At 32.9% G+C, this 24157-nt stretch carries 22 protein-coding genes and 17 tRNA genes; 36 read left to right on the plus strand and 3 right to left on the minus strand.

Going from position 1 to position 24157, the window contains the following annotated elements; translation table 11 throughout:
- The first annotated feature begins 10 nt into the window (after positions 1-10).
- The 17 genes from ISP08_RS04920 (at position 11) to ISP08_RS05000 (ending at position 1563) form a co-directional block, all read left to right on the plus strand.
- Positions 11-84, plus strand: a tRNA-Ile gene (locus ISP08_RS04920).
- A gap of 8 nt (positions 85-92) precedes the next feature.
- A tRNA-Ser gene (locus tag ISP08_RS04925) sits at positions 93-185 on the plus strand.
- Positions 186-229: 44 nt separating this feature from the next.
- Positions 230-322 (plus strand) — tRNA-Ser (locus ISP08_RS04930).
- Positions 323-339: 17 nt separating this feature from the next.
- Positions 340-413: transfer RNA gene (locus tag ISP08_RS04935), tRNA-Met, on the plus strand.
- A 13-nt stretch (positions 414-426) separates the two neighbouring features.
- Positions 427-502, plus strand: a tRNA-Asp gene (locus ISP08_RS04940).
- 4 nt (positions 503-506) lie between these two features.
- Positions 507-579: transfer RNA gene (locus tag ISP08_RS04945), tRNA-Phe, on the plus strand.
- A 10-nt stretch (positions 580-589) separates the two neighbouring features.
- A tRNA-Thr gene (locus ISP08_RS04950) sits at positions 590-662 on the plus strand.
- A 6-nt stretch (positions 663-668) separates the two neighbouring features.
- Positions 669-752 (plus strand) — tRNA-Tyr (locus ISP08_RS04955).
- 13 nt (positions 753-765) lie between these two features.
- Positions 766-839, plus strand: a tRNA-Trp gene (locus tag ISP08_RS04960).
- A gap of 2 nt (positions 840-841) precedes the next feature.
- Positions 842-914 (plus strand) — tRNA-His (locus tag ISP08_RS04965).
- An 11-nt stretch (positions 915-925) separates the two neighbouring features.
- Positions 926-997 (plus strand) — tRNA-Gln (locus tag ISP08_RS04970).
- A gap of 6 nt (positions 998-1003) precedes the next feature.
- Positions 1004-1077 (plus strand) — tRNA-Cys (locus tag ISP08_RS04975).
- 8 nt (positions 1078-1085) lie between these two features.
- Positions 1086-1160, plus strand: a tRNA-Gly gene (locus tag ISP08_RS04980).
- 19 nt (positions 1161-1179) lie between these two features.
- Positions 1180-1254: transfer RNA gene (locus tag ISP08_RS04985), tRNA-Gly, on the plus strand.
- Positions 1255-1273: 19 nt separating this feature from the next.
- A tRNA-Gly gene (locus ISP08_RS04990) sits at positions 1274-1348 on the plus strand.
- Between the two features lie 17 nt (positions 1349-1365).
- Positions 1366-1440 (plus strand) — tRNA-Gly (locus tag ISP08_RS04995).
- Between the two features lie 39 nt (positions 1441-1479).
- Positions 1480-1563, plus strand: a tRNA-Leu gene (locus ISP08_RS05000).
- 109 nt (positions 1564-1672) lie between these two features.
- On the opposite strand, the gene ISP08_RS05005 is transcribed toward ISP08_RS05000, so the two are convergent.
- A complete protein-coding gene (locus ISP08_RS05005; protein ID WP_195717895.1) occupies positions 1673-2554 on the minus strand; it encodes a sulfite exporter TauE/SafE family protein in 882 nt (293 codons plus the stop codon).
- A gap of 421 nt (positions 2555-2975) precedes the next feature.
- Between ISP08_RS05005 and ISP08_RS05010 the strand changes: the two genes are divergently transcribed.
- The 12 genes from ISP08_RS05010 to fumC all read left to right on the plus strand — a co-directional run bounded on the left by ISP08_RS05010 (position 2976) and on the right by fumC (position 14983).
- Positions 2976-4262, plus strand: coding sequence for an LLM class flavin-dependent oxidoreductase (locus ISP08_RS05010; protein ID WP_195718681.1), 1287 nt, complete (start codon positions 2976-2978; stop codon positions 4260-4262).
- Positions 4263-4465: 203 nt separating this feature from the next.
- Positions 4466-5263, plus strand: coding sequence for a carbon-nitrogen hydrolase family protein (locus tag ISP08_RS05015; protein WP_195717896.1), 798 nt, complete (start codon positions 4466-4468; stop codon positions 5261-5263).
- A 1-nt stretch (position 5264) separates the two neighbouring features.
- Positions 5265-6590 carry an APC family permease gene (locus ISP08_RS05020; protein WP_195717897.1) on the plus strand — a complete coding sequence of 442 codons (1326 nt, stop codon included), beginning with the start codon at positions 5265-5267 and terminating at the stop codon, positions 6588-6590.
- A gap of 143 nt (positions 6591-6733) precedes the next feature.
- The gene (locus tag ISP08_RS05025) at positions 6734-7792 is read left to right on the plus strand and encodes a PTS sugar transporter subunit IIC (RefSeq protein ID WP_195717898.1); all 1059 of its coding nucleotides are present in this window, start codon (positions 6734-6736) and stop codon (positions 7790-7792) included.
- A 156-nt stretch (positions 7793-7948) separates the two neighbouring features.
- Entirely contained in the window at positions 7949-9412 is a 1464-nt protein-coding gene (locus ISP08_RS05030) for an ABC transporter substrate-binding protein/permease (RefSeq protein WP_195717899.1), read from the plus strand.
- Positions 9405-10127 carry an amino acid ABC transporter ATP-binding protein gene (locus tag ISP08_RS05035; RefSeq protein WP_195717900.1) on the plus strand — a complete coding sequence of 241 codons (723 nt, stop codon included), beginning with the start codon at positions 9405-9407 and terminating at the stop codon, positions 10125-10127. The genes ISP08_RS05030 and ISP08_RS05035 overlap by 8 nt, the downstream gene beginning before the upstream one ends.
- Before the next feature lie 153 nt (positions 10128-10280).
- Positions 10281-11405 carry a tRNA epoxyqueuosine(34) reductase QueG gene (queG, locus tag ISP08_RS05040; protein ID WP_195717901.1) on the plus strand — a complete coding sequence of 375 codons (1125 nt, stop codon included), beginning with the start codon at positions 10281-10283 and terminating at the stop codon, positions 11403-11405.
- A 4-nt stretch (positions 11406-11409) separates the two neighbouring features.
- On the plus strand, positions 11410-11880 hold the full coding sequence (gene trmL, locus ISP08_RS05045) for a tRNA (uridine(34)/cytosine(34)/5-carboxymethylaminomethyluridine(34)-2'-O)-methyltransferase TrmL (protein ID WP_195717902.1): 471 nt from the start codon (positions 11410-11412) through the stop codon (positions 11878-11880).
- Positions 11881-12062: 182 nt separating this feature from the next.
- Positions 12063-12662 (plus strand): 6-phosphogluconolactonase, encoded by a 600-nt coding sequence (locus ISP08_RS05050; protein WP_195717903.1) that lies wholly within the window; start codon positions 12063-12065, stop codon positions 12660-12662.
- Positions 12663-12699: 37 nt separating this feature from the next.
- A complete protein-coding gene (locus ISP08_RS05055) occupies positions 12700-12879 on the plus strand; it encodes an SAS053 family DNA gyrase inhibitor (protein WP_048792911.1) in 180 nt (59 codons plus the stop codon).
- A 118-nt stretch (positions 12880-12997) separates the two neighbouring features.
- Positions 12998-13414, plus strand: coding sequence for a hypothetical protein (locus tag ISP08_RS05060; RefSeq protein ID WP_048792912.1), 417 nt, complete (start codon positions 12998-13000; stop codon positions 13412-13414).
- A 183-nt stretch (positions 13415-13597) separates the two neighbouring features.
- Positions 13598-14983, plus strand: coding sequence for a class II fumarate hydratase (gene fumC / locus ISP08_RS05065; protein ID WP_048792913.1), 1386 nt, complete (start codon positions 13598-13600; stop codon positions 14981-14983).
- A gap of 58 nt (positions 14984-15041) precedes the next feature.
- Here fumC and ISP08_RS05070 read toward each other — a convergent pair whose 3' ends face one another.
- Positions 15042-15866, minus strand: a complete 825-nt coding sequence (locus ISP08_RS05070; RefSeq protein WP_195717904.1) for an RluA family pseudouridine synthase — start codon at positions 15864-15866, stop codon at positions 15042-15044.
- Positions 15867-16026: 160 nt separating this feature from the next.
- Between ISP08_RS05070 and ISP08_RS05075 the strand changes: the two genes are divergently transcribed.
- The 3 genes from ISP08_RS05075 to ISP08_RS05085 all read left to right on the plus strand — a co-directional run bounded on the left by ISP08_RS05075 (position 16027) and on the right by ISP08_RS05085 (position 19196).
- Positions 16027-17136 carry a GAF domain-containing sensor histidine kinase gene (locus ISP08_RS05075; RefSeq protein ID WP_195717905.1) on the plus strand — a complete coding sequence of 370 codons (1110 nt, stop codon included), beginning with the start codon at positions 16027-16029 and terminating at the stop codon, positions 17134-17136.
- A gap of 23 nt (positions 17137-17159) precedes the next feature.
- On the plus strand, positions 17160-17783 hold the full coding sequence (locus tag ISP08_RS05080) for a response regulator (RefSeq protein WP_195717906.1): 624 nt from the start codon (positions 17160-17162) through the stop codon (positions 17781-17783).
- A gap of 117 nt (positions 17784-17900) precedes the next feature.
- Complete coding sequence (locus ISP08_RS05085) at positions 17901-19196, plus strand: dicarboxylate/amino acid:cation symporter (protein WP_195717907.1); 1296 nt, start codon at positions 17901-17903, stop codon at positions 19194-19196.
- A gap of 61 nt (positions 19197-19257) precedes the next feature.
- Here ISP08_RS05085 and purU read toward each other — a convergent pair whose 3' ends face one another.
- On the minus strand, positions 19258-20109 hold the full coding sequence (purU, locus tag ISP08_RS05090; RefSeq protein WP_195717908.1) for a formyltetrahydrofolate deformylase: 852 nt from the start codon (positions 20107-20109) through the stop codon (positions 19258-19260).
- Between the two features lie 427 nt (positions 20110-20536).
- Between purU and xdrA the strand changes: the two genes are divergently transcribed.
- The 4 genes from xdrA to ISP08_RS05110 all read left to right on the plus strand — a co-directional run bounded on the left by xdrA (position 20537) and on the right by ISP08_RS05110 (position 24156).
- Entirely contained in the window at positions 20537-21001 is a 465-nt protein-coding gene (gene xdrA / locus ISP08_RS05095) for an XRE family transcriptional regulator XdrA (RefSeq protein ID WP_048792918.1), read from the plus strand.
- A 223-nt stretch (positions 21002-21224) separates the two neighbouring features.
- Entirely contained in the window at positions 21225-22355 is a 1131-nt protein-coding gene (locus tag ISP08_RS05100) for a DUF445 domain-containing protein (RefSeq protein WP_195717909.1), read from the plus strand.
- A gap of 69 nt (positions 22356-22424) precedes the next feature.
- Positions 22425-22769 carry a YlbF/YmcA family competence regulator gene (locus ISP08_RS05105; RefSeq protein ID WP_048792920.1) on the plus strand — a complete coding sequence of 115 codons (345 nt, stop codon included), beginning with the start codon at positions 22425-22427 and terminating at the stop codon, positions 22767-22769.
- Positions 22770-22971: 202 nt separating this feature from the next.
- Positions 22972-24156: a metallophosphoesterase family protein gene (locus tag ISP08_RS05110; RefSeq protein WP_195717910.1), complete on the plus strand. Its 1185-nt coding sequence runs from the start codon at positions 22972-22974 to the stop codon at positions 24154-24156.
- Position 24157 lies beyond the last annotated feature (1 nt).

Consider the following 24157-nt stretch of genomic DNA (forward strand, 5'->3'; position numbering starts at 1 on the left):
ATTATATTTAGGACCTTTAGCTCAGTTGGTCAGAGCTAACGGCTCATAACCGTTCGGTCGCAGGTTCGAATCCTGCAAGGTCCATTAAATACGGAGGAATACCCAAGTCCGGCTGAAGGGATCGGTCTTGAAAACCGACAGGGGCTTAACGGCCCGCGGGGGTTCGAATCCCTCTTCCTCCGCCATTTATTTTTCAGCAATATAATTCAATAAAATTATTTATTAATACGGAGGAATACCCAAGTCCGGCTGAAGGGATCGGTCTTGAAAACCGACAGGGGCTTAACGGCCCGCGGGGGTTCGAATCCCTCTTCCTCCGCCATTTATTAATATTATTACCGCGGGATGGAGCAGTTCGGTAGCTCGTCGGGCTCATAACCCGAAGGTCGGTGGTTCAAATCCGCCTCCCGCAATTACATATTTTTTGGTCTCGTAGTGTAGCGGTTAACACGCCTGCCTGTCACGCAGGAGATCGCGGGTTCGATTCCCGTCGAGACCGCCATTATGGTTCAGTAGCTCAGTTGGTAGAGCAATGGATTGAAGCTCCATGTGTCGGCAGTTCGACTCTGTCCTGAACCATTTCATGCAAGCCGGCCTAGCTCAACTGGTAGAGCAACTGACTTGTAATCAGTAGGTTGGGGGTTCAAGTCCTCTGGCCGGCATCACATGGAGGGGTAGCGAAGTGGCTAAACGCGGCGGACTGTAAATCCGCTCCTTCGGGTTCGGCAGTTCGAATCTGCCCCCCTCCACCATTTATAATTTAATAGGGGCATAGTTCAACGGTAGAATAGAGGTCTCCAAAACCTTTGATGTGGGTTCGATTCCTACTGCCCCTGCCATGGCGGCTGTGGCGAAGTGGTTAACGCATCGGATTGTGGTTCCGACATTCGTGGGTTCGATTCCCATCAGCCGCCCTTAGTATTAATGGGCTATAGCCAAGCGGTAAGGCAACGGACTTTGACTCCGTCACGCGCTGGTTCGAATCCAGCTAGCCCAGTTAATTGGCGGCATAGCCAAGTGGTAAGGCAGAGGTCTGCAAAACCTTTATCACCGGTTCAAATCCGGTTGCCGCCTCCATGTGATATGCGGGAGTAGTTCAACACTTAGAACAGGTTCCTTCCCGGAACAAGGTATAGGTGCAAATCCTATCTTCCGCTCCATTCAATTTAATAATTATATGCGGGAGTAGTTTAACTCTTAGAACAGGTTCCTTCCCGGAACAAGGTATAGGTGTAAGTCCTATCTTCCGCTCCATTCAATTTAATAATTATATGCGGGAGTAGTTTAACTCTTAGAACAGGTTCCTTCCCGGAACAAGGTATAGGTGTGAGTCCTATCTTCCGCTCCATTTAATTTAATAACTATGCGGGAGTAGTTTAACTCTTAGAACAGGTTCCTTCCCGGAACAAGGTATAGGTGTAAGTCCTATCTTCCGCTCCATTATTGCTTCCAAAGGGAAGTTTTTTATTTATCTATTAGGCCGGTGTGGCGGAATTGGCAGACGCGCGGGACTCAAAATCCCGTTCCTTCACTGGAGTGTCGGTTCGAACCCGACCACCGGTATTTTATATTACTTTGTTTACCTCACTCGAAGTGGGGTTTTTTATTTATTCTATAATAATATATATTAAAAGCCTCTTTATAGAGGCTTTTTTTGTTATTAATTATTTCATTAATTCGTTGTTGATACTTTTGTTTTATTTCTTAAGGCTGTAGTTAATACTAATGCTAGCCAAGTGAGTACGACGATAATTTTTACTGTGATTATTGCGCTTACATTAGTTGTAACTATAGATGTTAAAGAGCTGACATTTGTATACACAATCAATCCTCCAACACCTATAGCAAGTATATTTATCGGTAATGATTTTACTAACCATGCTGATATTGGTGCTGCTATGACACCACCGATTCCTAAAACTAGAACTAAGATCCAGTTTATTGAAGCCCAGTTTAAGAATATTAAAAAACTAAGTGAAGAAGATATTGTGACGAAAAATTCACTTGCCGATACTGTGCCGATTACATAACGAGGTTCTATTTTCTTACTTGAAAGTAACAATGGGGTGTTAACAGGTCCCCAGCCACCGCCACCTATAGAATCTAAAAAGCCTGCAATTGCAGCTTGAGGTAATAACACAAAATTGGATACTTTTTTGAAACCAGCATTATTATTTATTTTTTTATCACTTTTGAATAGAAATTGGTAAATAATATAAATTCCTAATAGTAGTAGGAAGATTGATATTATTGGTTTCATATAGTCTCCATTAACATTACTTAAAAACATTGCGCCTACAAATGCAGCAATTGAACCAGGTATTGCAAGTTTTAATACTGATGGTTTATGTACATTATTGAATTTCAAATGTGATGTGCCAGCTGCAGCCGTCGTTAGTATTTCTGAAAAATGTACTGTTGCCGAGGCTATAGCAGGGGTAATGCCAAATGTTAATAAAATAGATGATGCAGATGCACCATATCCCATACCTAATGATCCGTCTACTAATTCAGCAAGAAAACCAGCCAAAGCGAATATAATAATTTTTTGCATTAAAACACTCCTTCAATCGTTTTTAAATATTCTTATCAGAATACTAGGGATTAAGTCTAAAAAATTTGAACACAACTTTATTATTAGTTGAGTTCTGATCTCTTTTAAAATATATATTAGAATTTTCTGAATTTATATTAAAACATATTACATTTATAAATCCAGCATGTCAATACATGATTTTAGTTACAATTTTAATAGTTTAGCAATAACTTTCTCTTAATTAGTCAAAAGACAGAAATAAGTATGAATTTAAATATAGTATTAAAGGTAGCCATTTTTGCTGTCTTTTTTATTATTTTAACAAGAATTTTTACTTCCTCTTAAATAATAAATTGACTGATTGCTCAGAAAATGGTAACTTAAAGTTTATTAAATAACTCGGAATAGTAAGGTTTTAGGGGGAATAGTGTTGAAAAGAATGAAATTAGGCTTTTTTATGGCTGGTTATGGGCATCATGTTGCTAGTTGGAGACACCCAGACGTAGCAAAAAAAGGGACGATGGACATCAATAGTATTATAGAAAATGTAAAAACTGCAGAACGTGCTCATTTTGATTTTGTATTTATTTCAGATGCATTGTTTGTTGATAAAAAGACACACCCTGATTTAATGACTAGATTTGAACCTATTAATCTAATGTCAGTCATTTCTAGAGAAACGAAAGATATTGGGCTAATAGTTACAGCTTCTACTACATATTCACAACCATTTTTACTTGCACGTGATTTCGCAACCTTAGATCATATAAGTAATGGTAGAGCAGGTTGGAATATTGTCACATCTGGTGTGAATGATACGGCTCAAAACTTTAATGGCGCGCAAAATATGGAGCATGATTTACGTTATGACCAAGCTGCTGAATTTGTCGATGTCACACATAAACTATGGCATTCTTGGGATAATGTAACTTTTAATAGGAATCAACAAAAAGGTGAGTTTATAAGTGAGGAAGAACCAGAAGCGATTAATCATAAAGGAGACTTCTTTCAAGTTAAAGGCCCACTAAATGTGGAACGTTCTCCTCAAGGTCATCCGCTTATGATACAAGCAGGTTCTTCGAAAAAGGGCGTAGCATTTGCTTCAAAAGTAGCTGAAGTTATTTTCACTGCACAAACGGATATAGATGCAGCAACTAAATTTGCTGATGATGTCAAAGAGAAGGTACATCAAGAAAGAGGTAAAGAACAAGAAGTTGTAATTATGCCTGGTATTTTTCCAGTGATAGGAGATACAGACGAAGAAGCTAAAGCGAATTACGAAGAGTTGCAAGCATTAATATTACCAGAAATTGGCTTAGAATTATTATCTTCATATTTAGGTGATATTGATTTAAGTGGCTATGATTTAAATACACCTTTTGAACAAATCAACTTAGACTCTGGTAATGGTATTCAAAGTCGTATAGAAATCATTCAAGAACATGCACGAAAACATAATTTGACATTAGATGATGTTATGAAATCTGTTGCTGGAGCTAGAGGCCATCATATAATAGTAGGGACACCAGAAAAAATAGCAGATAATATGGAAGAGTGGTTTACGAAAGGTGCAGCAGATGGTTTTAATATCATGCCGCCATTGATACCTACTCAGTTTGATTTATTTGTGGAAAAAGTAGTTCCTATTTTACAAGAAAGAGGCTTAGTACAAAAATCTTATAATGCAGGAACATTACGAGAAAAATTTGGGCTAGAAATTAAATAAGACGTTATTAAAAATAAAATATAGAGAACTGGTGCCTTAACTTTTAGAAAACTGGTTCTTTTTAAACTACCAATAATTATAGTAAAATTCAGACAATTATTAATATGTTAATTAAAGAAAAACTTTAATTACTAAATTAATTGTAAGTATTTGTTTGAATTAGTTATTGGTAGTTTTATTTTTAAACAAAGGGGAGAAATAACATGAAAATAACGTTAGCACAAATGCAGCCTGACGTTGGGGGTTTAACTACTAACGCTAATAATATTTGTAACTTATTAGCCGAGGAAAGTAGGCACCACAGTGAACTTGTCTTATTTCCAGAATTATCATTATCTGGATATGTGACGAATCATCAAACTCTTGAAAAGACAGCGATTAACGCTGATGATGATTTAATTATAGAAATCATTCAGGCTTGTAATAAAAATAATATTGATGCAGTTATCTCGTTTCCTGAACGAGTTGAACAGTATTTTTATATTACGTCGTTATACATAGACTACAATGGTGAAGTTTTAGCTAAGTATCGTAAAACACATCTATTTGCTGATGAACAAAAATTATTTACTAAAGGTGAAGATTATCCAGTTTTTAATACTCAATTTGGTAAATTAGGTATGATGATTTGTTATGATTTAGAATTTCCAGAAGTTGCTCGATTATTAAAACTTCAAGGGGCGGAAATGATTTTAATTTCTACAGCAAACATGCAACCATATGAACATCATCAAGATGTGTATTTAATGAGTAGAGCGCTAGAAAATGAATTGCCAGTAGCAATTGCGAATCAAGTAGGAATTAATGAGCCACATCACTTTTTTGGTCACAGTGCTGTAGTCGATCATAATGGTGAATTTTTACTGAAACTTGATAGTGTTGCCCAATCACAACAAGTTAATGTCAATTTAAATATTGAAAGAGATGCTGATTTAGATTACGTAAATAATTTACATGCTAGTATTTATCAAAAACTCTCTTCGGCAAAGGAGAGCGTGTAATATGGAACAAGGTAAATTACAACAGTCTTTATCACTCTATCAAGTTATTATGTTTGGTCTAGCGTATATGGCGCCTATGATTGTATTCGGTACATACGGGACTTTATTTGAAACGACAAATGGCTTTGTACCATATGCATACTTATTTGCAACAATCGCCATGTTATTTACAGCATATAGTTATGGTCAGATGGCAAAAGCTTTTCCTTCAGCTGGATCGGCATATACATTTGTTTCAAAAAGTATGAATCGTTCTTTAGGATTTATGATTGGGTGGACCATTTTACTGGATTATTTATTTTTACCACTCGTTATTTGGTTAATTGGTGCTGAGTATTTAAGCACTGCATTTCCAATTGTGCCTAACTGGTGTTGGATAGTCATATTTATCATTGTTACTACATTAATAAATATTATTGGTATAAATACCACGACAACGATGAACTTACTTATCATGGTATTTCAAATATTAGTAATCGTTATTTTTATAATCTTATGTGTTTGGAGTGTATTACATGGTATGGGTGAAGGTCATTTAGTTAGTAAAAATGTCTTCGTATTACCACAAAGTAATATCACACCTGTTTTAGCCGGGGCGTCCATTGCATGTTATTCATTCTTAGGTTTTGATGCGGTAACGACTTTAGCAGAAGAAACAAAAAATCCTGAGAAAACAATTCCAAAAGCAATAATGTTAATAACATTAATCGGTGGATTTTTATTTATAGCAGTGGCTTATGTACTGTCAATTACGATACCTAATTTCGATGCCATTGAAAATACAGATTCAGCTGCATTTGAAATCGCTAAAATAGTCGGTGGTAATTTCTTATCTGCATTATTCCTAAGCGGCTTAATACTAGCTCAATTTGCTTCTGGTCTATCTGCGCAAACAAGTGGTGCGAGGTTATTGTATGCAATGGGAAGAGATGGTGTATTAAATAAGAAAATATTCGGTTTTGTCGGTAAAAGAAGCCAAACACCATTATTTAACTTAATGTTTATCGGTGTAGTTGGACTTGTTGGTATTTTAATGAGTATTAGTACATCCACTTCGTTTATTAACTTTGGGGCATTTATCTCATTTACGTTCGTTAACTTAGCAGTTATCATTCACTATTTTGTCAGACAACGACAACGTAGCGGCGTAAAATTAATTCCATACTTAATCGTTCCAGTCATTGGTGTTATTTTAGACATTAGTCTATTCGTAAGTCTAGATAAACATGCGCTTATACTAGGTTCGATATGGACTTGTGTAGGTTTTGTTTATTTACTATGTATTACAAAATGCTTCTCAAAAGCACCACCAAGCTTATCATTCTAATATATAAAAGCTCAAAACATCTTTTGATGGTTTTGAGCTTTTTTGTCTTTCGATATTCTGAAATTCTTTATTAATTCAATATTGTAGTTTGATAAGTTATATAATATTATTAGTTTTAAGATACATAAAGAGGAGATAGTCTTATGAGTAAAACAAAAGTTGCCCCACAGCAATTTTTTATGAATATTTTAAATGCAGTAGGTGCTGGCGTTGTTATAGCATTACTTCCAAATGCCTTATTGGGTGAACTATTAAAATTTTTCAAAGAAGGCAATGATTTATTACAAACTACATATGAAATTGTCGTAGTAATACAATCGTTCATGGCATTCATCATTGGTGTTTTAACTGCCCATCAATTTAAATTTAGTGGCGCTGGTGCTACGATGGTTGGTGTTTCTGCAATGATTGGTAGTGGCGCGATAAAATTATCAGGAAATGGCGTCACATTAAATGGTATTGGCGATATTATCAATATCATTATTGTCGTTATGATAGCGAGCTTTTTATTTTTAATTTTACAAAATAAATTAGGTTCATTGGAAATGATAATTTTACCAGTATTAATTCCTGTAGTTAGTGGCATTATAGGCTTATACACATTACCATATGTGTCTAAAGTCACTAAAGGGATAGGACATATCATTAATTCATTTACAGAATTCAACCCAATGTTAATGTCAGTGCTCATATGTGTGGCATATGCATTATTAATGGTGACGCCAATTTCATTAGTAGCTATCGCAACTGCAATTGGTTTAAGTGGATTAGGCAGTGGTGCTGCTAATATGGGTATCGTTGCGTCTTGTGTAACTTTTTTATTTGGTTCAATAAGAGTCAATTCTGCAGGTGTGAATTTAGTATTAATTATTGGTGCTGCTAAAATGATGATACCAGTATATTTAAAAAATCTTATTATAGCAGTACCTTTAGCAATTAATGGTATTATATGTGGATTAGTCGCATATTTTATAAATATACAAGGAACACCGATGTCAGCTGGGTTTGGTTATACAGGTCTAGTAGGACCTATCAATGCTTTCAACAGAATGTCTGGTGATCCTACTACGAACATTATACTGCTCGTTTTTGGTTACTTTATTATTCCATTTGTTGCAGGTTTCTTTGTACATGAATTATGCAAAAAATTTATAAACCGTTATAGTGATGAACTATATAAATTTGAAATACCAGAACAATAATATTAAAACTAGGAAGGTTATAGCTTCAAGGCATAAACTTTCCTAGTTTTTTTATATATTTATTATGATTTCTTTTAAAAGTTACGTCAAATCATATTGCATATACTTACGTAATTATGTATAATAATAAAATAATTGAGAAAGGGGTCATGGTTTATGAAAGTATTTGGGAAAATTTTGTTGGCAACTATTATTATTTTAAGTTCAATTAGCCTTTATATTAAGCCAACAACACATGCTGCTGAAGATAAACAGTGGGAAAAAATTAAAAAAAGAGGCGAATTAAGAGTAGGTTTATCTGCAGACTATGCACCCTATGAATTTGAACATAATGTTAATGGCAAGACGAAATACGCAGGCATTGACATTCAATTAGCTAAAAAAATAGCTAAAGACAATAATTTGAAGTTGAAAATTGTTAATATGCAATTTGATAGTTTATTGGGAGCTATAAAAACTGGAAAGATTGATTTAATTATATCTGGTATGACCCCGACTCCTGAACGTGAAAAGGAAGTTGACTTTTCGAATCCATATATGACAGTGACACAAAAAATGATTATAAAAAATGCCAATAAAGATAAGTTAAAAACTTTAGATGACTTTACCAATAAAAGAATAGGTGTACAAAAACAAACACAACAAGAAACGATTGCTAATGAAGAAATAAAAAATGCACAAGTACAATCTTTAACGAGAGTTCCTGAAGTCATCATGTCATTAAAAAGTGGTAAAGTTGACGGCATGGTTATCGAAGGTCCAGTTGCTGAAGCATATTTAAAACAAAATCCGGATTTAAAATTTGCGAATGGAGTTAAGTTTAAAGAGGGTGAAAAACAAACTGCTATTGCACTACCAAAACATTCACCAATCTTAATGAAACAATTAAACACGACGATTAAAGAAGTAAAAGATAAAAATCTGATTGATAAATATAAAGATAAAGCAGCTGAAGCTATGAAAAAAGATGACGGAAACTTCTTTACTAAATATGGTAGCTTCTTCTTGAAAGGTATAGGAAATACAATTCTTGTATCTATTGTTGGCGTAGTGTTGGGTGCTTTATTTGGAGCAATTATTGCATTGTTTAAATTAAGTAAATTTAAACCACTAAGATGGTTAGCTTCTGCATATATAGAATTTTTAAGAGGAACACCATTACTGGTACAAGTATTTTTAGTTTATTTTGGATCTACAGCAGTTTTAGGTCTTGATATTTCAGCGTTGATTTGCGGTATGATTGCACTCGTAATTAATTGTTCAGCTTACATAGCAGAAATTATTAGAGCTGGAATTAACGCTGTTGATAAAGGTCAAATGGAAGCGGCGCGTAGTTTAGGATTATCTTATGGTCAAACGATGAAAACGGTCATTTTACCGCAGGCAATTAAAAATATATTACCAGCACTAGGTAATGAGTTTGTAACGGTAATCAAAGAATCTTCCATAATTTCAGTTATTGGCGTAAGTGAAATTATGTTTAATGCACAAGTAGTTCAAGGTGCATCATTTGATCCATTCACACCATTATTAGTTGCAGCAATTTTATACTTTGTACTTACATTCACGTTATCTCGTGTCATGTATTTCTTCGAAGGGAGATTAAAAGTCAGTGATTGATATTAAAAATTTAACTAAAAACTTTGGTCAAAACGAAGTGTTAAAAGGAATAGACTTAATAGTAGAACGTGGTGAAGTAGTAGCAATTATTGGACCTTCAGGAAGTGGTAAAAGTACTTTATTAAGATGTATGAATTTATTAGAAACTCCGACTAGTGGAGACGTAATCTTTGAAGGCAATAACCTAATGGATAAAAATACTCAACTTGAACAATTGCGTCAACAAATGGGTATGGTATTCCAAAACTTTAATCTTTTTCCACATAAAAAAGTTATCGATAATGTATTATTAGCACCAACATTATTAAAAAAAGGTAATGCCAATGATTTACGTAACGAAGGCTTGAAACTATTGGAAAAAGTAGGATTAGGTGATAAGGCCGATGCATATCCTGCTCAATTGTCTGGTGGTCAAAAACAAAGGGTAGCTATTGCGCGTGCCTTAGCTATGAATCCCAAAGTATTGTTATTTGATGAACCTACATCAGCTTTAGACCCAGAAGTTGTGGGAGATGTTTTAGCGGTAATGAAGGATTTAGCTAAAGAGGGCATGACTATGGTCGTCGTTACACATGAGATGTCATTTGCTAGAGACGTAAGTGACAAAGTTGTCTTTATGGCAGATGGCGTAGTTGTTGAATCAGGTACACCAACTGAAGTATTCGACAACAGAACACATGAAAGAACTAAGTCATTCTTAGCTAGAGTATTATAGACAAGTTCAAGTAAGGCAGTAATATCTTGTTATATTAATTATAAGATATTGCTGTCTTGTTTTTTTATGCTTTTGTAATGATATTCAATGATTCTATATATATTTGCGATGTGTTACACTATTATATGTATGTTTTTTATATGGAGTGAGTGAATGGATATTAAGCAATTAAAACAAGATGTTATTACATACGCACATTCGATTGGTATAGATAGTATAGGTTTTACAACTGCAGATCCATTTGATGAATTGAAACAAAAACTTATAGATTATCATGAAAAAGGTTATGCTTCTGGATTTGAAGAATCAGATATTTCTTTGCGTACTGAACCTAAGCTTTCATTGCCTACAGCTAGATCCATAATAGCTATCGCAGTAGGATATCCTAATAAATTAAAAGGTGCTCCTAAAAGCGTAAAAGGTGATAGAAGAGGCATGTTTGCGCGTGCTTCGTGGGGACAAGATTATCATACGATAATGAGAAATAGACTAGATAAATTAGCTGAGTATTTAAAAACAAGAGTGCCTGACATCGAAGTACAATCAATGGTTGATACAGGTGTGTTATCTGACCGTGCCGTAGCTGAACGCGCTGGGCTTGGTTTTGCGGGAAGAAACGGTTTTGTTATTAATCCTGATTTAGGTACTTGGACCTATTTAGGTGAAATGCTAGTTAGCGTGCCATTTGAACCTGATGATCCACTTATGGACAGTTGTGGCGATTGTACTATTTGTGTGGATAGATGTCCCACAGGTGCATTAGTAGGCGACGGACAGCTAAATAGCCAAAAATGTATTAGTTTCTTAACCCAAACTAAAGGATATATGAAAGACGAATATCGATATAAAATTGGCAATAGACTATATGGTTGCGACACTTGTCAACAAGTTTGTCCTAAAAATAAAGGGATTAATACGCAACATGACGATATCGTGCTAGAACCTGAAATCCTAAAACCAAGGTTAGTACCATTACTAAAAATGAGTAATAAAGAATTTAAAAATACTTATGGTCATCTAGCAGGAGCTTGGAGAGGTAAAAAGCCAATCCAAAGAAATGCAATTTTAGCTTTAGCACATTTTAAAGAAACTACAGCTATACCTGATTTGAAAGACGTTGCGCTAAACGACCCTAGACCAATGATTAGAGGTACGGCTTATTGGGCGATTGGTCAGATATTGGGTGAGGAAGCAACTGAATTTATAAATGAACATTATACTTCTGAAATTGAAGAAGTACAACAAGAAATGATTAAAGGATTAGAACAGGAGAGTTAACCTTATGACGAATCACATCGTATTATTTCAACCTGAAATACCAGGTAATACAGGTAGTATTGCTAGAACTTGTGCTGGCACATACACACATTTACACTTAATAAAACCTTTAGGCTTTAGTACTGATGATAAAATGTTAAAACGTGCTGGCCTTGATTATTGGGATAGTGTAAACATCACTTATCATGAAAGTATTGAAGCATTTTTTGAATCAACTGAAGGACATTATTACTTATTAACAAAATTTGGGAAAAAGACTTATTCCAATTTTGATTTTTCTAATAGTGCAGAAGAGCATTATTTTATTTTCGGACGTGAAACGACTGGCTTGCCTGATTGGGTAAAAGAAAAGTATCAAGATACTGCCTTAAGAATGCCAATGAATGACAACATCAGATCGTTAAACCTATCGAATACTGCATCGATTTTAATTTATGAAGCTTTAAGACAACAAGATTTTCCAAACTTAACGTAATTGATGCAATTAAAATAGTGAAATGAAAGATAAAGACTTGTATAATGAAGCTATCTAGAATGATAAAATATACAATGATATTAATAATGGTATAAACATTGCGTTTATTAGCTTACAAACTAGGGTAGTAATATAGCAATGTAAATGTCTATATTTAATGGATAACAAGGAGTGTAAACACTATGGCAATGAACTTTAAAGTTTTAGAAAATGAAAATATCGTAGCAGAATATGTAGCTGATATTTTAAGAAAACAATTTAATAATAATCCAACAACTATTGCTGGGGTACATCTTGCGAAAGATAACGCGCCTGTATTAGATGAATTAAAGAAAAATGTTGATACTCACGCTGTAGATTTCAGCCAAATTAATATTTTAGATTATGATGAAAATAAATCATATTATGAAGCATTAGGCGTACCTGAAGGTCAAATTTATAATATTCCATTTAGTGAAGATACAGAGTCATTTATAGGTGATAAAATCAAAACTAAAGAGAATAAAGGTAAATTAATTTTACAAGTAGGTTCAATCGATAGCTCTGGTAATTTAGACGTTAGTATTCGCCAAGGATTATTAAATGCGCGTGAAGTATTTTTAGTCGTTACGGGTAGCGATAAAAAAGAAGCTGTGCATAAACTATATGAAGAAAACGGTAAAACAAGTTATGAACCAGCTGATTTAAAAGCGCATAGAATGGTTAATGTTATCTTAGATGAAGCTGCTGCTGAAGGTTTACCTGAAGACGTACGTCATTATTTCACAGCAAAATTTGCATAAATTAGCGCAATGAGTTAGTTATGAGAGGTGAATTATAATGACTCATGAAAATAAACATCAACGACATGAAGATGAGGAAAACATCGAAAATGAAATGGTTGATGATTACTCAGATATAGTCGAATTAGGCAAAGAAATGGAACAAATTTCTGAAGAAAACGATGAAGATAAACTTAATAAAACGCATGATTCAGAAACGCGTTCCGACCTAGACTAAAGACGATTAACACTATTGATTACGTATCAATAGTGTTTTTTTATTAACAAAAGCAGTCATCATTTTGCTATGCATATGTTATGATTAAGACATTATATTGGTTAAGGAGAAAATAAGAATGATAGCAAAAAATTGGAAATACATAATGATCGCGGCTGTCGTTATTAATTTAATTTCAATCAAAGGTTTCCCAATGGCAATTGGAGCGATTTATTTACCTATTTTATTCAAAGTAATAAAAATGCAAATTAATTTATCTAAAGGGTTAGTAGATAATGTAAATCCAAAAACATTTATTAAATCAAACCAAACGGGTGTGGTTATAAGTGTTATATGTTGTATCGTAATATCTGTGTTATTGATGAAACCATTAAATAATTTCTATAGTAACTTAGATGGCATTTTAGGTGCATTAATAACAATTAGTCCTTTAACAATGATAATAGGGGCTATATTACTAATACTAACAGCTATTGGTGTTATTCAAGCCGCTAAAAATTTCTATGCTAATACTGCAATAACTGAGAACAATTAAATAGAAGTAATTAACTAGAACAATTTTTCAAGATTATATTTTGACTAACTTGTTCTAGTTTTTTATTAGAATAAAATAATTTGACTCTTATTATGAAAACGCTATATTATGTGATTGCCCGAGCAAATTAAATAATGATATACTAAAGTTGAACAAAGATAATCACAGGGGGAGAGACACATTATGTCAGTAAGAATTGAACATGATACATTTGGAGAAATAGAAGTACCAGCCGATAAATACTGGGGAGCTCAAACTGAGCGTAGTAAAAGAAATTTCCCTGTCGGCAAAGAACGTATGCCTATCGAAGTTGTTTATGGTTTCGCTCAATTAAAAAGAGGTGCAGCACTAGCTAACCATGAATTAGGCAAATTATCCGATGTTAGAAAAGATGCAATTGTGCATGCTTGTGATCGCATTTTAAATAAAGAGTTAGACGAGCATTTCCCATTAGTTGTTTGGCAAACAGGTAGTGGTACACAAAGTAACATGAACGTAAATGAAGTCGTAAGTTATGTAGCAAATCAATACTTAGAACAACAAAACGAAAAAGCAGATATTCATCCTAATGATGATGTAAACAAATCACAAAGCTCAAACGACACATTCCCTACAGCAATGCATGTTGCGCTTTATACTGAAATAGAAACTAAACTAGAACCAGCACTAAAATCTTTAAGAGATACATTTAAAGATAAAGAACAACAATTCCAAGACATTATTAAAATTGGACGTACGCACTTACAAGATGCGACACCAATTAGACTAGGACAAGAAATTAGTGGTTGGAGATATATGTTAGATAAATGTGAAACGTTATTACATGAATCTAAAGCCCATATTTTAAACCTTGCTATCGGTGGCACAGCTGTAGGTACAGGAATCAATGCACACCCTGAATTTGGTGATAAAGTAGCGAAATTTATTTCTGAAAATACTGGATATCCTTTCGTGTCATCAGAAAATAAATTCCATGCTTTAACTTCTCACGATGAAGTTGTGCAATTACATGGTACTTTAAAAGCATTGGCAGCTGATTTAACTAAGATTGCTAACGACGTTAGATGGTTAGCATCTGGACCACGTGCTGGTTTAGCCGAAATCTCTATACCTGAGAATGAACCAGGATCATCAATTATGCCTGGTAAAGTGAATCCAACGCAATGTGAAATGTTAACAATGGTTGGCGTTCAAGTTATGGGAAATGATGCAGCAGTAGGTATCGCAAGTTCACAAGGTAACTTCGAATTAAATGTTTATAAACCAGTGATTATGCATAATACGTTACAATCTATTTATTTATTAGCAGATGGTATGCAAACCTTTAATGATAATTGTGCAATAGGCATCGAACCTATCTCTGAAAACATTGATAATTATTTAAATCAATCATTAATGTTAGTAACGGCTTTAAATCCACATATTGGATATGAAAAAGCTGCACAAATTGCTAAAAAAGCACACAAAGAAGGATTAACATTAAAAGAATCTGCAATTCAATCAGGCCACGTAACTGAAGAACAATTTGAAGCGTGGATTAAACCAGAAGACATGGTAGACCCTAAATAACATAAATTTAAGTAATAAAAAACGTTATCGCGATTATGCGGTAACGTTTTTTTAAATATTATTTGTCATCTAATGATACAGAAATATGTTCTTGGGTAAGTGGATGCGTAAATTCGATTTGGTGACTGTTTAGTTTCAATTGACGTAAAGTAGAATTTCCATACAGTGGGTCGCCTATAACTGGATGTCCAATTTCTGCTAAATGCACTCGGATTTGATGTGTACGTCCTGTATCTAATTTTAAATCTAATTCACACACATTTTCTTCTATCATTTCTGAATCGATTATATGCGTAATCGCTCGTTGACCTGTAGTAGAAATTCTTCTACGGTTTGGATGGAATTTATCTTTGCCAATTGGCATATCAATAGTTTGAGGTTTGATAGGTAATAAACTATGAACATGAGCTTTATATATACGTTCTATTTTATTTTCTTCTAGCATTTTATCTAATATTTTTTTCATTATTGGATTTTTAGCTACGATCAGTAAACCTACTGTTTCTTGGTCAAGTCGATGTATGGGTTCGACGTAATCACTATCAATAGTATAAATGACATGGTTCATTAATGTGTTGCTTTCTTTCAAGTCATTCGGGTGTGTTTTGACGCCTTTTGGTTTCATAATAACCGCAATATCATCATCTTCATAATAAATTTGTGCATATCTATAACTTGGTAGATAATTACTTTTTTCATCTGGTGTTGGAATATAGACCGCATCTCCAGCATATACCTTAGTGGTAAACTTGCTAATTTCACCGTTTATTGAAATTTCCTTCGACATATTCAATAAATGCAAATCTTTTTTTGGTAACGTTAATTCTTGAAAAATCTCTCGTAATGTTTTGCTATCATAGTTTTGTGGGATTGTAAATTTCATAATTTCCTCCTCAATATTCTTTATTATCATACCATATTCATATCGTTTAAAAAATTAACTTTAAGAAATATATAAGAAAGTTAACGGACTATTTTCAATCACAAAATTAACAATGTATAATATAAATTAATTGAAAAGTGTTCGAGACTGGGGCGGTAAAATGGAAAAACCAACGCGTTTAGCATTGCTAAAAGAAATAGCAGAGTTTTTAAATGAAGAGACAGAAACATATGATATGATGCAAGGCGCACTTAAATTTTTAATTAATGGTAGTGATTTTAGTACAGGTTGGATATTTTTTATTGATGATGAAGGTAATCACGAACTTGTTTCTGATACCAATCTTCCAGGCGCTTTGACTAAAAATAATTGCCAGTATATGCAAGAAGGTACATGTTGGTGTGTACAAGCATATAATAACGAAAAATTAACGAAGGCTTCTAATATAATTAATTGTTCACGTATTAATTTAGCTACAAAGGAACATTACGAAGAAACAGATGGCATCACACATCATGCTACAGTACCACTCAGATCAGGACAAGAGCAGTTTGGGCTGTTAAATGTTGCCACGCCTTATACAACAAGTTATAGTGAAGAAGATTTAGAGTTATTAGAATCTGTGGCATTTCAAATAGGTTCTGCAATTAAACGTATTTTACTAACTGATCAAGAAAAGGAAGCGGCACGAATAAGTGAACGAAATAGATTAGCGCGTGATTTACATGATTCGGTTAATCAAATGTTATTTTCAGTAAAACTGACTGCGCATGCTGCCAAAGCAATGTCTAAAGAGGAAATGTCAAAAAATGCATTTCAGACTATTGAAGAAACGAGTCAGCAAGCTGTAAATGAAATGCGTGCGTTAATTTGGCAATTAAAACCGATAGGATTAGAACAAGGCTTAGTTAATGCATTAACGAGTTATTGTGAGATGCTACAATTAAATTTAAATGTCCAAGTCGAAGGCTTAATTAATGTACCAAGTTTAATCGAGGAAAATGTATACCGTATTTTGCAAGAAGCAATTAATAATGTGAAAAAGCATGCAAATACAAATGAAATAGAGTTGACTTTACATCAACATGATCAATATTTAAATATTGAAATTGCTGATTATGGTACAGGATTTAATATTCAACACAATTCTAACCAAGTGTCACATGGATTGAATAATATGAGACAACGAATAAAAATGATAAACGGTAAAATTAATATTCAGTCTAGCTATGGGCACGGCACAAAAATAGCGTTAACTATTCCAATCTAAGATTGATTGAAAGGAAGATTAAAATGCAGCGAATCATACTTGTAGATGATCATCATATCGTTAGGCAAGGACTAGAATTTTTACTATCTACAGTAGAAAATTTAGAAGTTATCGAAGGATTTTCAGATGGTGAATCATTTTTAAATTACATAGCTGAAAATGAATTACCTGATATTGTACTGTTGGATTTAGTTATGCCTAATATGAATGGTATTGAAATTACTGAAAAGTTAAAAACGACATATCCTCAAATTAAAATATTAGTGTTAACAAGTTATATTGATGATGAGCATGTAATTTCTGCTATCGATAAAGGTGCGGACGGATACGAAATGAAAGATGTTGAGCCTGAGCAACTTATAGATTCCATTAATAGAGTTTTAAATGGAGAAAAAATTATTCATCCTCAAGCTCAAAACGTCATAGAAAGTGTTAATAAAAAGCCTCATATGACGAATAAATTATCTAAGAGGGAAATTGAAGTGTTGACGGAAATGGTTAAAGGTAAAACAAATAAAGAGATAGCAGCAACCTTATTTGTGTCAGAAAAAACTGTTAAAACACATGTCAGTCATATCTTTAATAAATTGCAAGTTACTGACCGAACTAAAGCTGCGATCTATGCAATGGAAAATAAATTAATTTAAATTAACGTAACCATGGATTGATATTTTAATGCATGGTTTTTTTGTTCTTTGTATATTTATTCTTCCAAAAATGTAAAATTACTATATAATAAATAGTAATAACAAGGAGGGATGGAAATGAAAACAAAGAATCTTAGTATTAAAATTGTTATTGCTCTTGTTTTAGGGATTACCGTGGGATCAATATGTAATATTTATGCACATTCTAATTTTGTAACTAGTATTGATAAGTATGCATTTAACGTAGTGGGACAAATATTCTTAAATCTAATATTTATGTTAGTTGTACCTGTTGTATTTGTATCTATTGTCTTAGGAGTTGTAGGTGTAGGAGACCCAAAGTTACTTGGTGGCATAGGTGCAAAGACGCTTGCGTTCTTTTTATCAACAACTGCTATTGCTATATGTATAGGGATTGCATTAGCTTTAATATTTAAACCGGGTGCTGGACATTCAGACTTACTCAATAGTAAGGATGTAACAAAGTATCAGCAAACTTTAAATAAGCAAAATGAAGGTCAAGATTCTGCAGCTAAACAAACTTTTGATCAGACATTAATTAATTTGTTCCCTAAAAACCCATTACAAGCTATGTCTGAAGGGAATATGTTACAAATCATTACCTTCGCAATTTTTATCGGTGTAGGTATTATAATGGTAGGGTCCAAAGCCCAAGTCGTTCATAGGTTCTTTGAACAATTTAATGAAGTACTCATGTACATTATTACTATGATTATGAATTTATTTGCACCAATTGGGACGTTTGGATTAGTTGCTCATGCCTTTACTGGTGCTGGATTTGGTGCGATTAAACAGTTGGGATTATATTTCGTTCTCGTCTTAGCCGCACTAGTAATTCACTTCTTCATTGTTTATGGGACTGCAGTAAAAGTCTTAGGCAAACATAGTCCGTTAGCATTCTTTAAAGGATTTTTACCTGCTATAACACTTGGATTTAGTGCTTCGAGTTCAAATGCAGCGTTGCCTGTCTCTATGAACTGTACTAAGAAAATGGGGGTTAGACCAGAAATAGCTAGTTTTGTTCAACCATTAGGTGCCACAATAAACATGGACGGCACGGCAATAATGCAAGGGGTTGCTACAATATTTATTGCACAAATTTCAGGCGCACATTTATCAATACTACAATTAATTACGGTTGTGGTTATTGCAGTGGTTGCTTCGATTGGTACAGCAGGGGTGCCAGGTGTAGGACTGATCATGTTAGCAATGGTCTTAAATGCTGTTGGTTTAAATCCGGCTGCTATTGGTATCATACTTGGTATAGATAGATTATTAGATATGACAAGAACTTCCGTGAACATTACTGGTGATGCCGCTTGTGCCTTAATTATTTCTAAAGCAGAAGATAAAAAAATTGAAAATGCACAAGTTCAACATGCACATAGTTGATTGAATATACTGAAAAATAAAAGCCTAACATTTTTACTGTTAGGCTTTTTCATATCTCGTTTTATGAGAATACAACTGTTTTGTTGTTATTTGTAACAATGACTTTATGAAGTACATGGTATTCAACTGCTTGAGCTAATACAGTTGATTCTACATGACGACCAATTTTTCTTAAATCTTGGACGCTATAACGGTGATTAACTCTAGTAACGTCTTGTTCGATAATTGGGCCTTCATCTAAATCAGAAGTAACATAATGACTCGTTGCACCTACAAATTTAACGCCACGTTCCCAAGCTTGTTTATATGGATTGGCACCAATGAATGAAGGTAAAAATGAGTGGTGTATGTTAATGATTTTATGTTTGTGGTGACTTACAAAATTGTCTGTTAGAATTTGCATATATTTTGCTAATACAATTAAATCGGTATTATGTTCGGCCACTATTTTAAGTATTTTATCCTCGACAACTGATTTTTCTTCATTATTAGGCACGTAGTAAAATGGAATATTAAGATTTTCAGCAAAACGACGGTTATTTTCATGATTACTTACAATGCAAACAACTTCGGCTGGGATTTCTCCGCGTTCAATTCTTAATAATACTTCATTAAAAGCATGATCTTCTTTCGATACAAACAGGGCAATTCTTGTATTCACTGAACTATCAAATAATTCGAATGAAATATCGTGTTTATGTAATTCTTCTTCTAATACTGGTTTTAATTCCGGTACTTTATCAAATTCAAATCTTAGATATAATTTCCCATCATTCTCATCATTATTATTATATTCAGTAAAATGATCGAGATGTAATATATTAGCATCATATTTAGCAATTAAGTTTGCTATTAATGAAGTGATACCAACTTTATCTTTACATGTTGCTAATAAAATATATTTGCTATTCAAAAGCTTTCACTCCTTATTTACAAAGTAATTAAAATTATAAGTAAAAATATACTAACTGTAAAATTATATCACTTCGTTATGAAAAATAGATGAATTTAAATTTTTGCATGATAAGTATCGTATAATGCGCTATAATATAGAAATAGTTATTTTAGTTAAAATGAGTAAAAAGTAAAGAGATGGATACTATAAAATTGAAATGATAAAGAGGACTATAGATATTTTGGAATTATTGCACATTTCTTAAAATTTTGATTATACGACACATATGTCACAAACATTAGTAAAATATAATGAAAATTAAATTTCTCTCTTTTATTTTGTTTCATAATGTATTAAGATGTAATTTGTGTTTCAAGAAGCGTGTATTATTGCAATTTCTTGTGTCCGGATAAAATTATTCTTTTATGAAAGGTAGATTAAAGTAATGGATAGACAGAGTTTTACAGATTTAATTCAAACAAAATTCAAAATGGTACGTATTGAGGCGGGCTATACTCAAGATACAATGGCCCAAACAATCGGACTTTCAAAAAAGACATTAGTTCAAATTGAAAAAGAACGTGTTTTACCAAACTGGACAACTTGCGTATCAATTTGTGCGCTATTTAGAGATTCAGACGTACTAAATAGTGCTTTTGGTTGTGATCCTTTAGAGATGGTTCAAACAATATCTAGAGGTCATTGTGCATATCCAAATCATTCTACTACAAGTGATATTTATTGGAATACTGTTGATAGCAGAAATGGTTATATTTTACAAAGTAACAAAGTAAGTGACATTTACCGTGTATTAAATCAAGAAACGCAACCAATATTCGGTACATCTAAATTAAGAGAAGCTGAAACATATTTTGGAAAAATTTCTAAAGAGGAATTAATGCACGTATAAAACTAAAATTGTGATAGAAGAATTATTCAATATTGCGAACTCCCATGTTAAATAATTTAATCACAGTTTATCTTATATGACTAAATGACATTTAATATGATTTAGTAAAAATGACGTTACCACAACTTGCAAATGAAGTGGTAACGTTTTTTAATACTTTGAAAATATGATACAAATATTAGGACTAATTGCAAAATGAAAGAAAATATAAAGGAGATTACTTATGCATGCACTATTAATCATTCTATTTATGATGGTCATTGGGGCACTCATCGGTGGTGTCACGAACGTCATTGCTGTAAGAATGTTATTTCACCCGTTCAAAACATATTATATATTTGGAAAAAGAGTGCCATTTACGCCAGGTTTAATTCCTAAACGTAGAGAAGAGATAGCTTCTAAAATAGGGCAAGTGATAGAAGAGCACTTGTTAACTGAAGAGGTTATTTATGCTAAATTGAATGCACCTACATCTAGAACAGCAATTGAAGCATTAATCAAAGAACAAATCTATAAATTAAAAAGCGATAATTTAACGATTCAGGATATTTTGACAAGATTAGATATTAAAGATACGCAATTGATTAATGATAAAGCTGTGGATTTAATTTCAACAAAACTTAATCAATATTATCAATCTAATTACAATGAAAAATTAGTAGATTTATTACCTACTGAAGTGGAGCAACTACTCGATGACAAAGTTGCACATTTACATGAACTATTATTCGAACGTGCATATATTTATTTGAATTCTGAAAAGGGAAGTCAAGATATATCTTCAATGTTAGAAACATTCTTTAATGAAAAAGGAAAAATTGTAGGTATGCTACAAATGTTTATGTCTAAAGAAAGTATAGCTGAGCGTATTCAAAGTGAACTGATTAGATTAACAGGTCATCCGAAAGCGAAAGCAATTGCTAGCAAAATCATAAATAATGAATATGATAACTTAAAACAACAGCAGTTAAATGAAGTGCTTGATGACGATAAATTCGAAGGTATGCAAAGTTCAGTGTCTACGCTAATTGTGAATTACCTTAATATTGATAAACAAGTCAATACACCAATTCATCAACTTATGCCTGACTTCATAAATTATTTAGAACATAGCGTATCAGCTAAATTGACGAACGTTATTATAGATAATATTTGTCGTCATATTACGCCAATCATGCAAAAAATTAATTTAAGTGGTATGGTTGAACAACAAATCAATACGTTCGACTTAGATTATATTGAAAGATTAATCATCGATATAGCCAATAAAGAATTGAAATTAATTATGTTATTAGGCTTTATTTTAGGTGGTATTATAGGCGCATTACAAGGTGTGATTGCTATTTTTGTATAACGTCATAAAGTATGTTATTGTTATTAACGATGTGGTTTAAACACATATATATAAAAGGAGTGAAGATCAATGGCAGTAAATTTATACGATCATGCAAATCAATTAGAACAAGCATTAAGAGAAAGTGATGAATACCAAGCAATCCAAAATGCTTACGCTAAAGTTAAAGAAAATGAAGAATCTAAAAAATTATTCGATGAATTCCGTGAAACTCAACTAAGTTTCCAACAAAAACAAATGCAAGGTGAAGAAATCGGTGAAGAAGAGCTACAAAAAGCACAAGAACAAGCTCAACAAATCGAAAATGACTCAAACATTTCTGAATTAATGTCTGCAGAACAAAACATGAGCCAAATTTTCCAAGAAATTAACCAAATCATCGTTAAACCTTTAGATGAAATTTACGCTGACTAAGTGTTAAATTATATTTAATTCAAAGCTACAATGCACTTTTGTGTATTGTAGCTTTTTGTGTGTCGACTGAAATGAAAATAATGTGATAAAATGTAAAGATAAAAGTACGTGATAAAACAAATTATGAGCATAACTAAACGACATATCATTGTTGACACGTTACCTTTAAATACACTCTTTGAACAAAGGAGAACTGTAATATATGGTTAAATTTATTCATTGTGCTGACTTACATTTAGATAGCCCATTTAAATCAAGAAGTTACTTAAGTCAGTCAATATTTGAAGATATGCAGAACAGTGCTTATGAAAGTTTTAGAAAGATTGTCGACTATGCTTTAAACGAAGCGGTAGATTTTATGATCATTGCCGGAGATTTGTTTGATAACGAAAATAGAACATTAAGAGCTGAAGTTTTTTTAAAAGAACAATTTGAAAGATTAGAAAAAGAACAAATTTTTGTTTACATATGTCATGGGAATCACGATCCGTTATCTAGTAATATTGGTACAGAATGGCCAGGAAATGTCTCTGTATTTTCGGAAAATGTAGAAACATATCAAACTATTACTAAAAATGGTGAAGAAATTTTCCTACACGGTTTTAGTTATCAAAATGATGCTAGTTACGAAAATAAAATTGATGCTTATCCTACTAGCCAAGGTCAAAAAGGTATTCACATTGGTATCTTACACGGTACTTATAGTAAGACTAATACAAGCGACCGATACACTGAATTTATATTAGAAGATTTAAATAGTAAATTGTATCAATATTGGGCATTAGGACATATTCACGAACGCCAAGAGTTAAGTGATATGCCTCAAATTCAATATCCAGGAAACATCCAAGGGAGACATTTTAAAGAACTTGGAGAGAAAGGTTTTCTTTTAGTAGAAGGAGATAATGTTAGATTAGATTCTAAATTTATCCCTACTCAGTTTATTAGATTTGAAGAAGCTACTATTGATACTGATAAAACTTCAAAACAGGCTTTATACGAAGTGATCCAAACGTTTAAAGATTCAGTGAGAAAACAAGGTAAGTCTATTTATCGCTTAACGCTGAATGTTAATTCAGATACGCCTATACCTACACAAGACCTTGTTCAAATTAAAGAAATGATTACTGATTATGAAAAAAATGAACACAATTTTGTGTTTGTTGAAGATTTTAAAGTTAATTACAATTATGAAGAAAAACATCCGTTAGTTAATGAATTTTCAACAGAATTAATTGACGATAATACAGTATTTGAAAAAGCCATGTCAGATTTATATTTAAGCCCTAAAGCTTCAAAATATCTAGATAATTATACTGAATTCGATAGAAGGTCTTTAGTGGAACATGCAGAGAACCTGTTAAAGACTGATATGAGAGGTGAATAAG

This window comes from Staphylococcus lloydii (assembly GCF_015775975.1).
GTDB classification, from domain to species: Bacteria; Bacillota; Bacilli; order Staphylococcales; family Staphylococcaceae; genus Staphylococcus; species Staphylococcus lloydii.

Bases quoted from the DNA above. Each gene is read 5' to 3' on its own strand.
- ISP08_RS05015 (WP_195717896.1), top strand. From the start codon at position 4,466: ATGAAAATAACGTTAGCACAAATGCAGCCTGACGTTGGGGGTTTAACT.
- ISP08_RS05025 (WP_195717898.1), top strand. From the start codon at position 6,734: ATGAGTAAAACAAAAGTTGCCCCACAGCAATTTTTTATGAATATTTTA.
- ISP08_RS05075 (WP_195717905.1), top strand. From the start codon at position 16,027: ATGGAAAAACCAACGCGTTTAGCATTGCTAAAAGAAATAGCAGAGTTT.
- xdrA (WP_048792918.1), top strand. From the start codon at position 20,537: ATGGATAGACAGAGTTTTACAGATTTAATTCAAACAAAATTCAAAATG.
- queG (WP_195717901.1), top strand. From the start codon at position 10,281: ATGGATATTAAGCAATTAAAACAAGATGTTATTACATACGCACATTCG.
- ISP08_RS05010 (WP_195718681.1), top strand. From the start codon at position 2,976: ATGAAATTAGGCTTTTTTATGGCTGGTTATGGGCATCATGTTGCTAGT.
- ISP08_RS05005 (WP_195717895.1), bottom strand. From the start codon at position 2,554: ATGCAAAAAATTATTATATTCGCTTTGGCTGGTTTTCTTGCTGAATTA.
- ISP08_RS05085 (WP_195717907.1), top strand. From the start codon at position 17,901: ATGAAAACAAAGAATCTTAGTATTAAAATTGTTATTGCTCTTGTTTTA.
- ISP08_RS05060 (WP_048792912.1), top strand. From the start codon at position 12,998: ATGATAGCAAAAAATTGGAAATACATAATGATCGCGGCTGTCGTTATT.
- fumC (WP_048792913.1), top strand. From the start codon at position 13,598: ATGTCAGTAAGAATTGAACATGATACATTTGGAGAAATAGAAGTACCA.
- ISP08_RS05020 (WP_195717897.1), top strand. From the start codon at position 5,265: ATGGAACAAGGTAAATTACAACAGTCTTTATCACTCTATCAAGTTATT.
- trmL (WP_195717902.1), top strand. From the start codon at position 11,410: ATGACGAATCACATCGTATTATTTCAACCTGAAATACCAGGTAATACA.
- ISP08_RS05110 (WP_195717910.1), top strand. From the start codon at position 22,972: ATGGTTAAATTTATTCATTGTGCTGACTTACATTTAGATAGCCCATTT.
- ISP08_RS05105 (WP_048792920.1), top strand. From the start codon at position 22,425: ATGGCAGTAAATTTATACGATCATGCAAATCAATTAGAACAAGCATTA.
- ISP08_RS05050 (WP_195717903.1), top strand. From the start codon at position 12,063: ATGGCAATGAACTTTAAAGTTTTAGAAAATGAAAATATCGTAGCAGAA.
- ISP08_RS05080 (WP_195717906.1), top strand. From the start codon at position 17,160: ATGCAGCGAATCATACTTGTAGATGATCATCATATCGTTAGGCAAGGA.
- ISP08_RS05100 (WP_195717909.1), top strand. From the start codon at position 21,225: ATGCATGCACTATTAATCATTCTATTTATGATGGTCATTGGGGCACTC.
- ISP08_RS05070 (WP_195717904.1), bottom strand. From the start codon at position 15,866: ATGAAATTTACAATCCCACAAAACTATGATAGCAAAACATTACGAGAG.
- ISP08_RS05055 (WP_048792911.1), top strand. From the start codon at position 12,700: ATGACTCATGAAAATAAACATCAACGACATGAAGATGAGGAAAACATC.
- ISP08_RS05030 (WP_195717899.1), top strand. From the start codon at position 7,949: ATGAAAGTATTTGGGAAAATTTTGTTGGCAACTATTATTATTTTAAGT.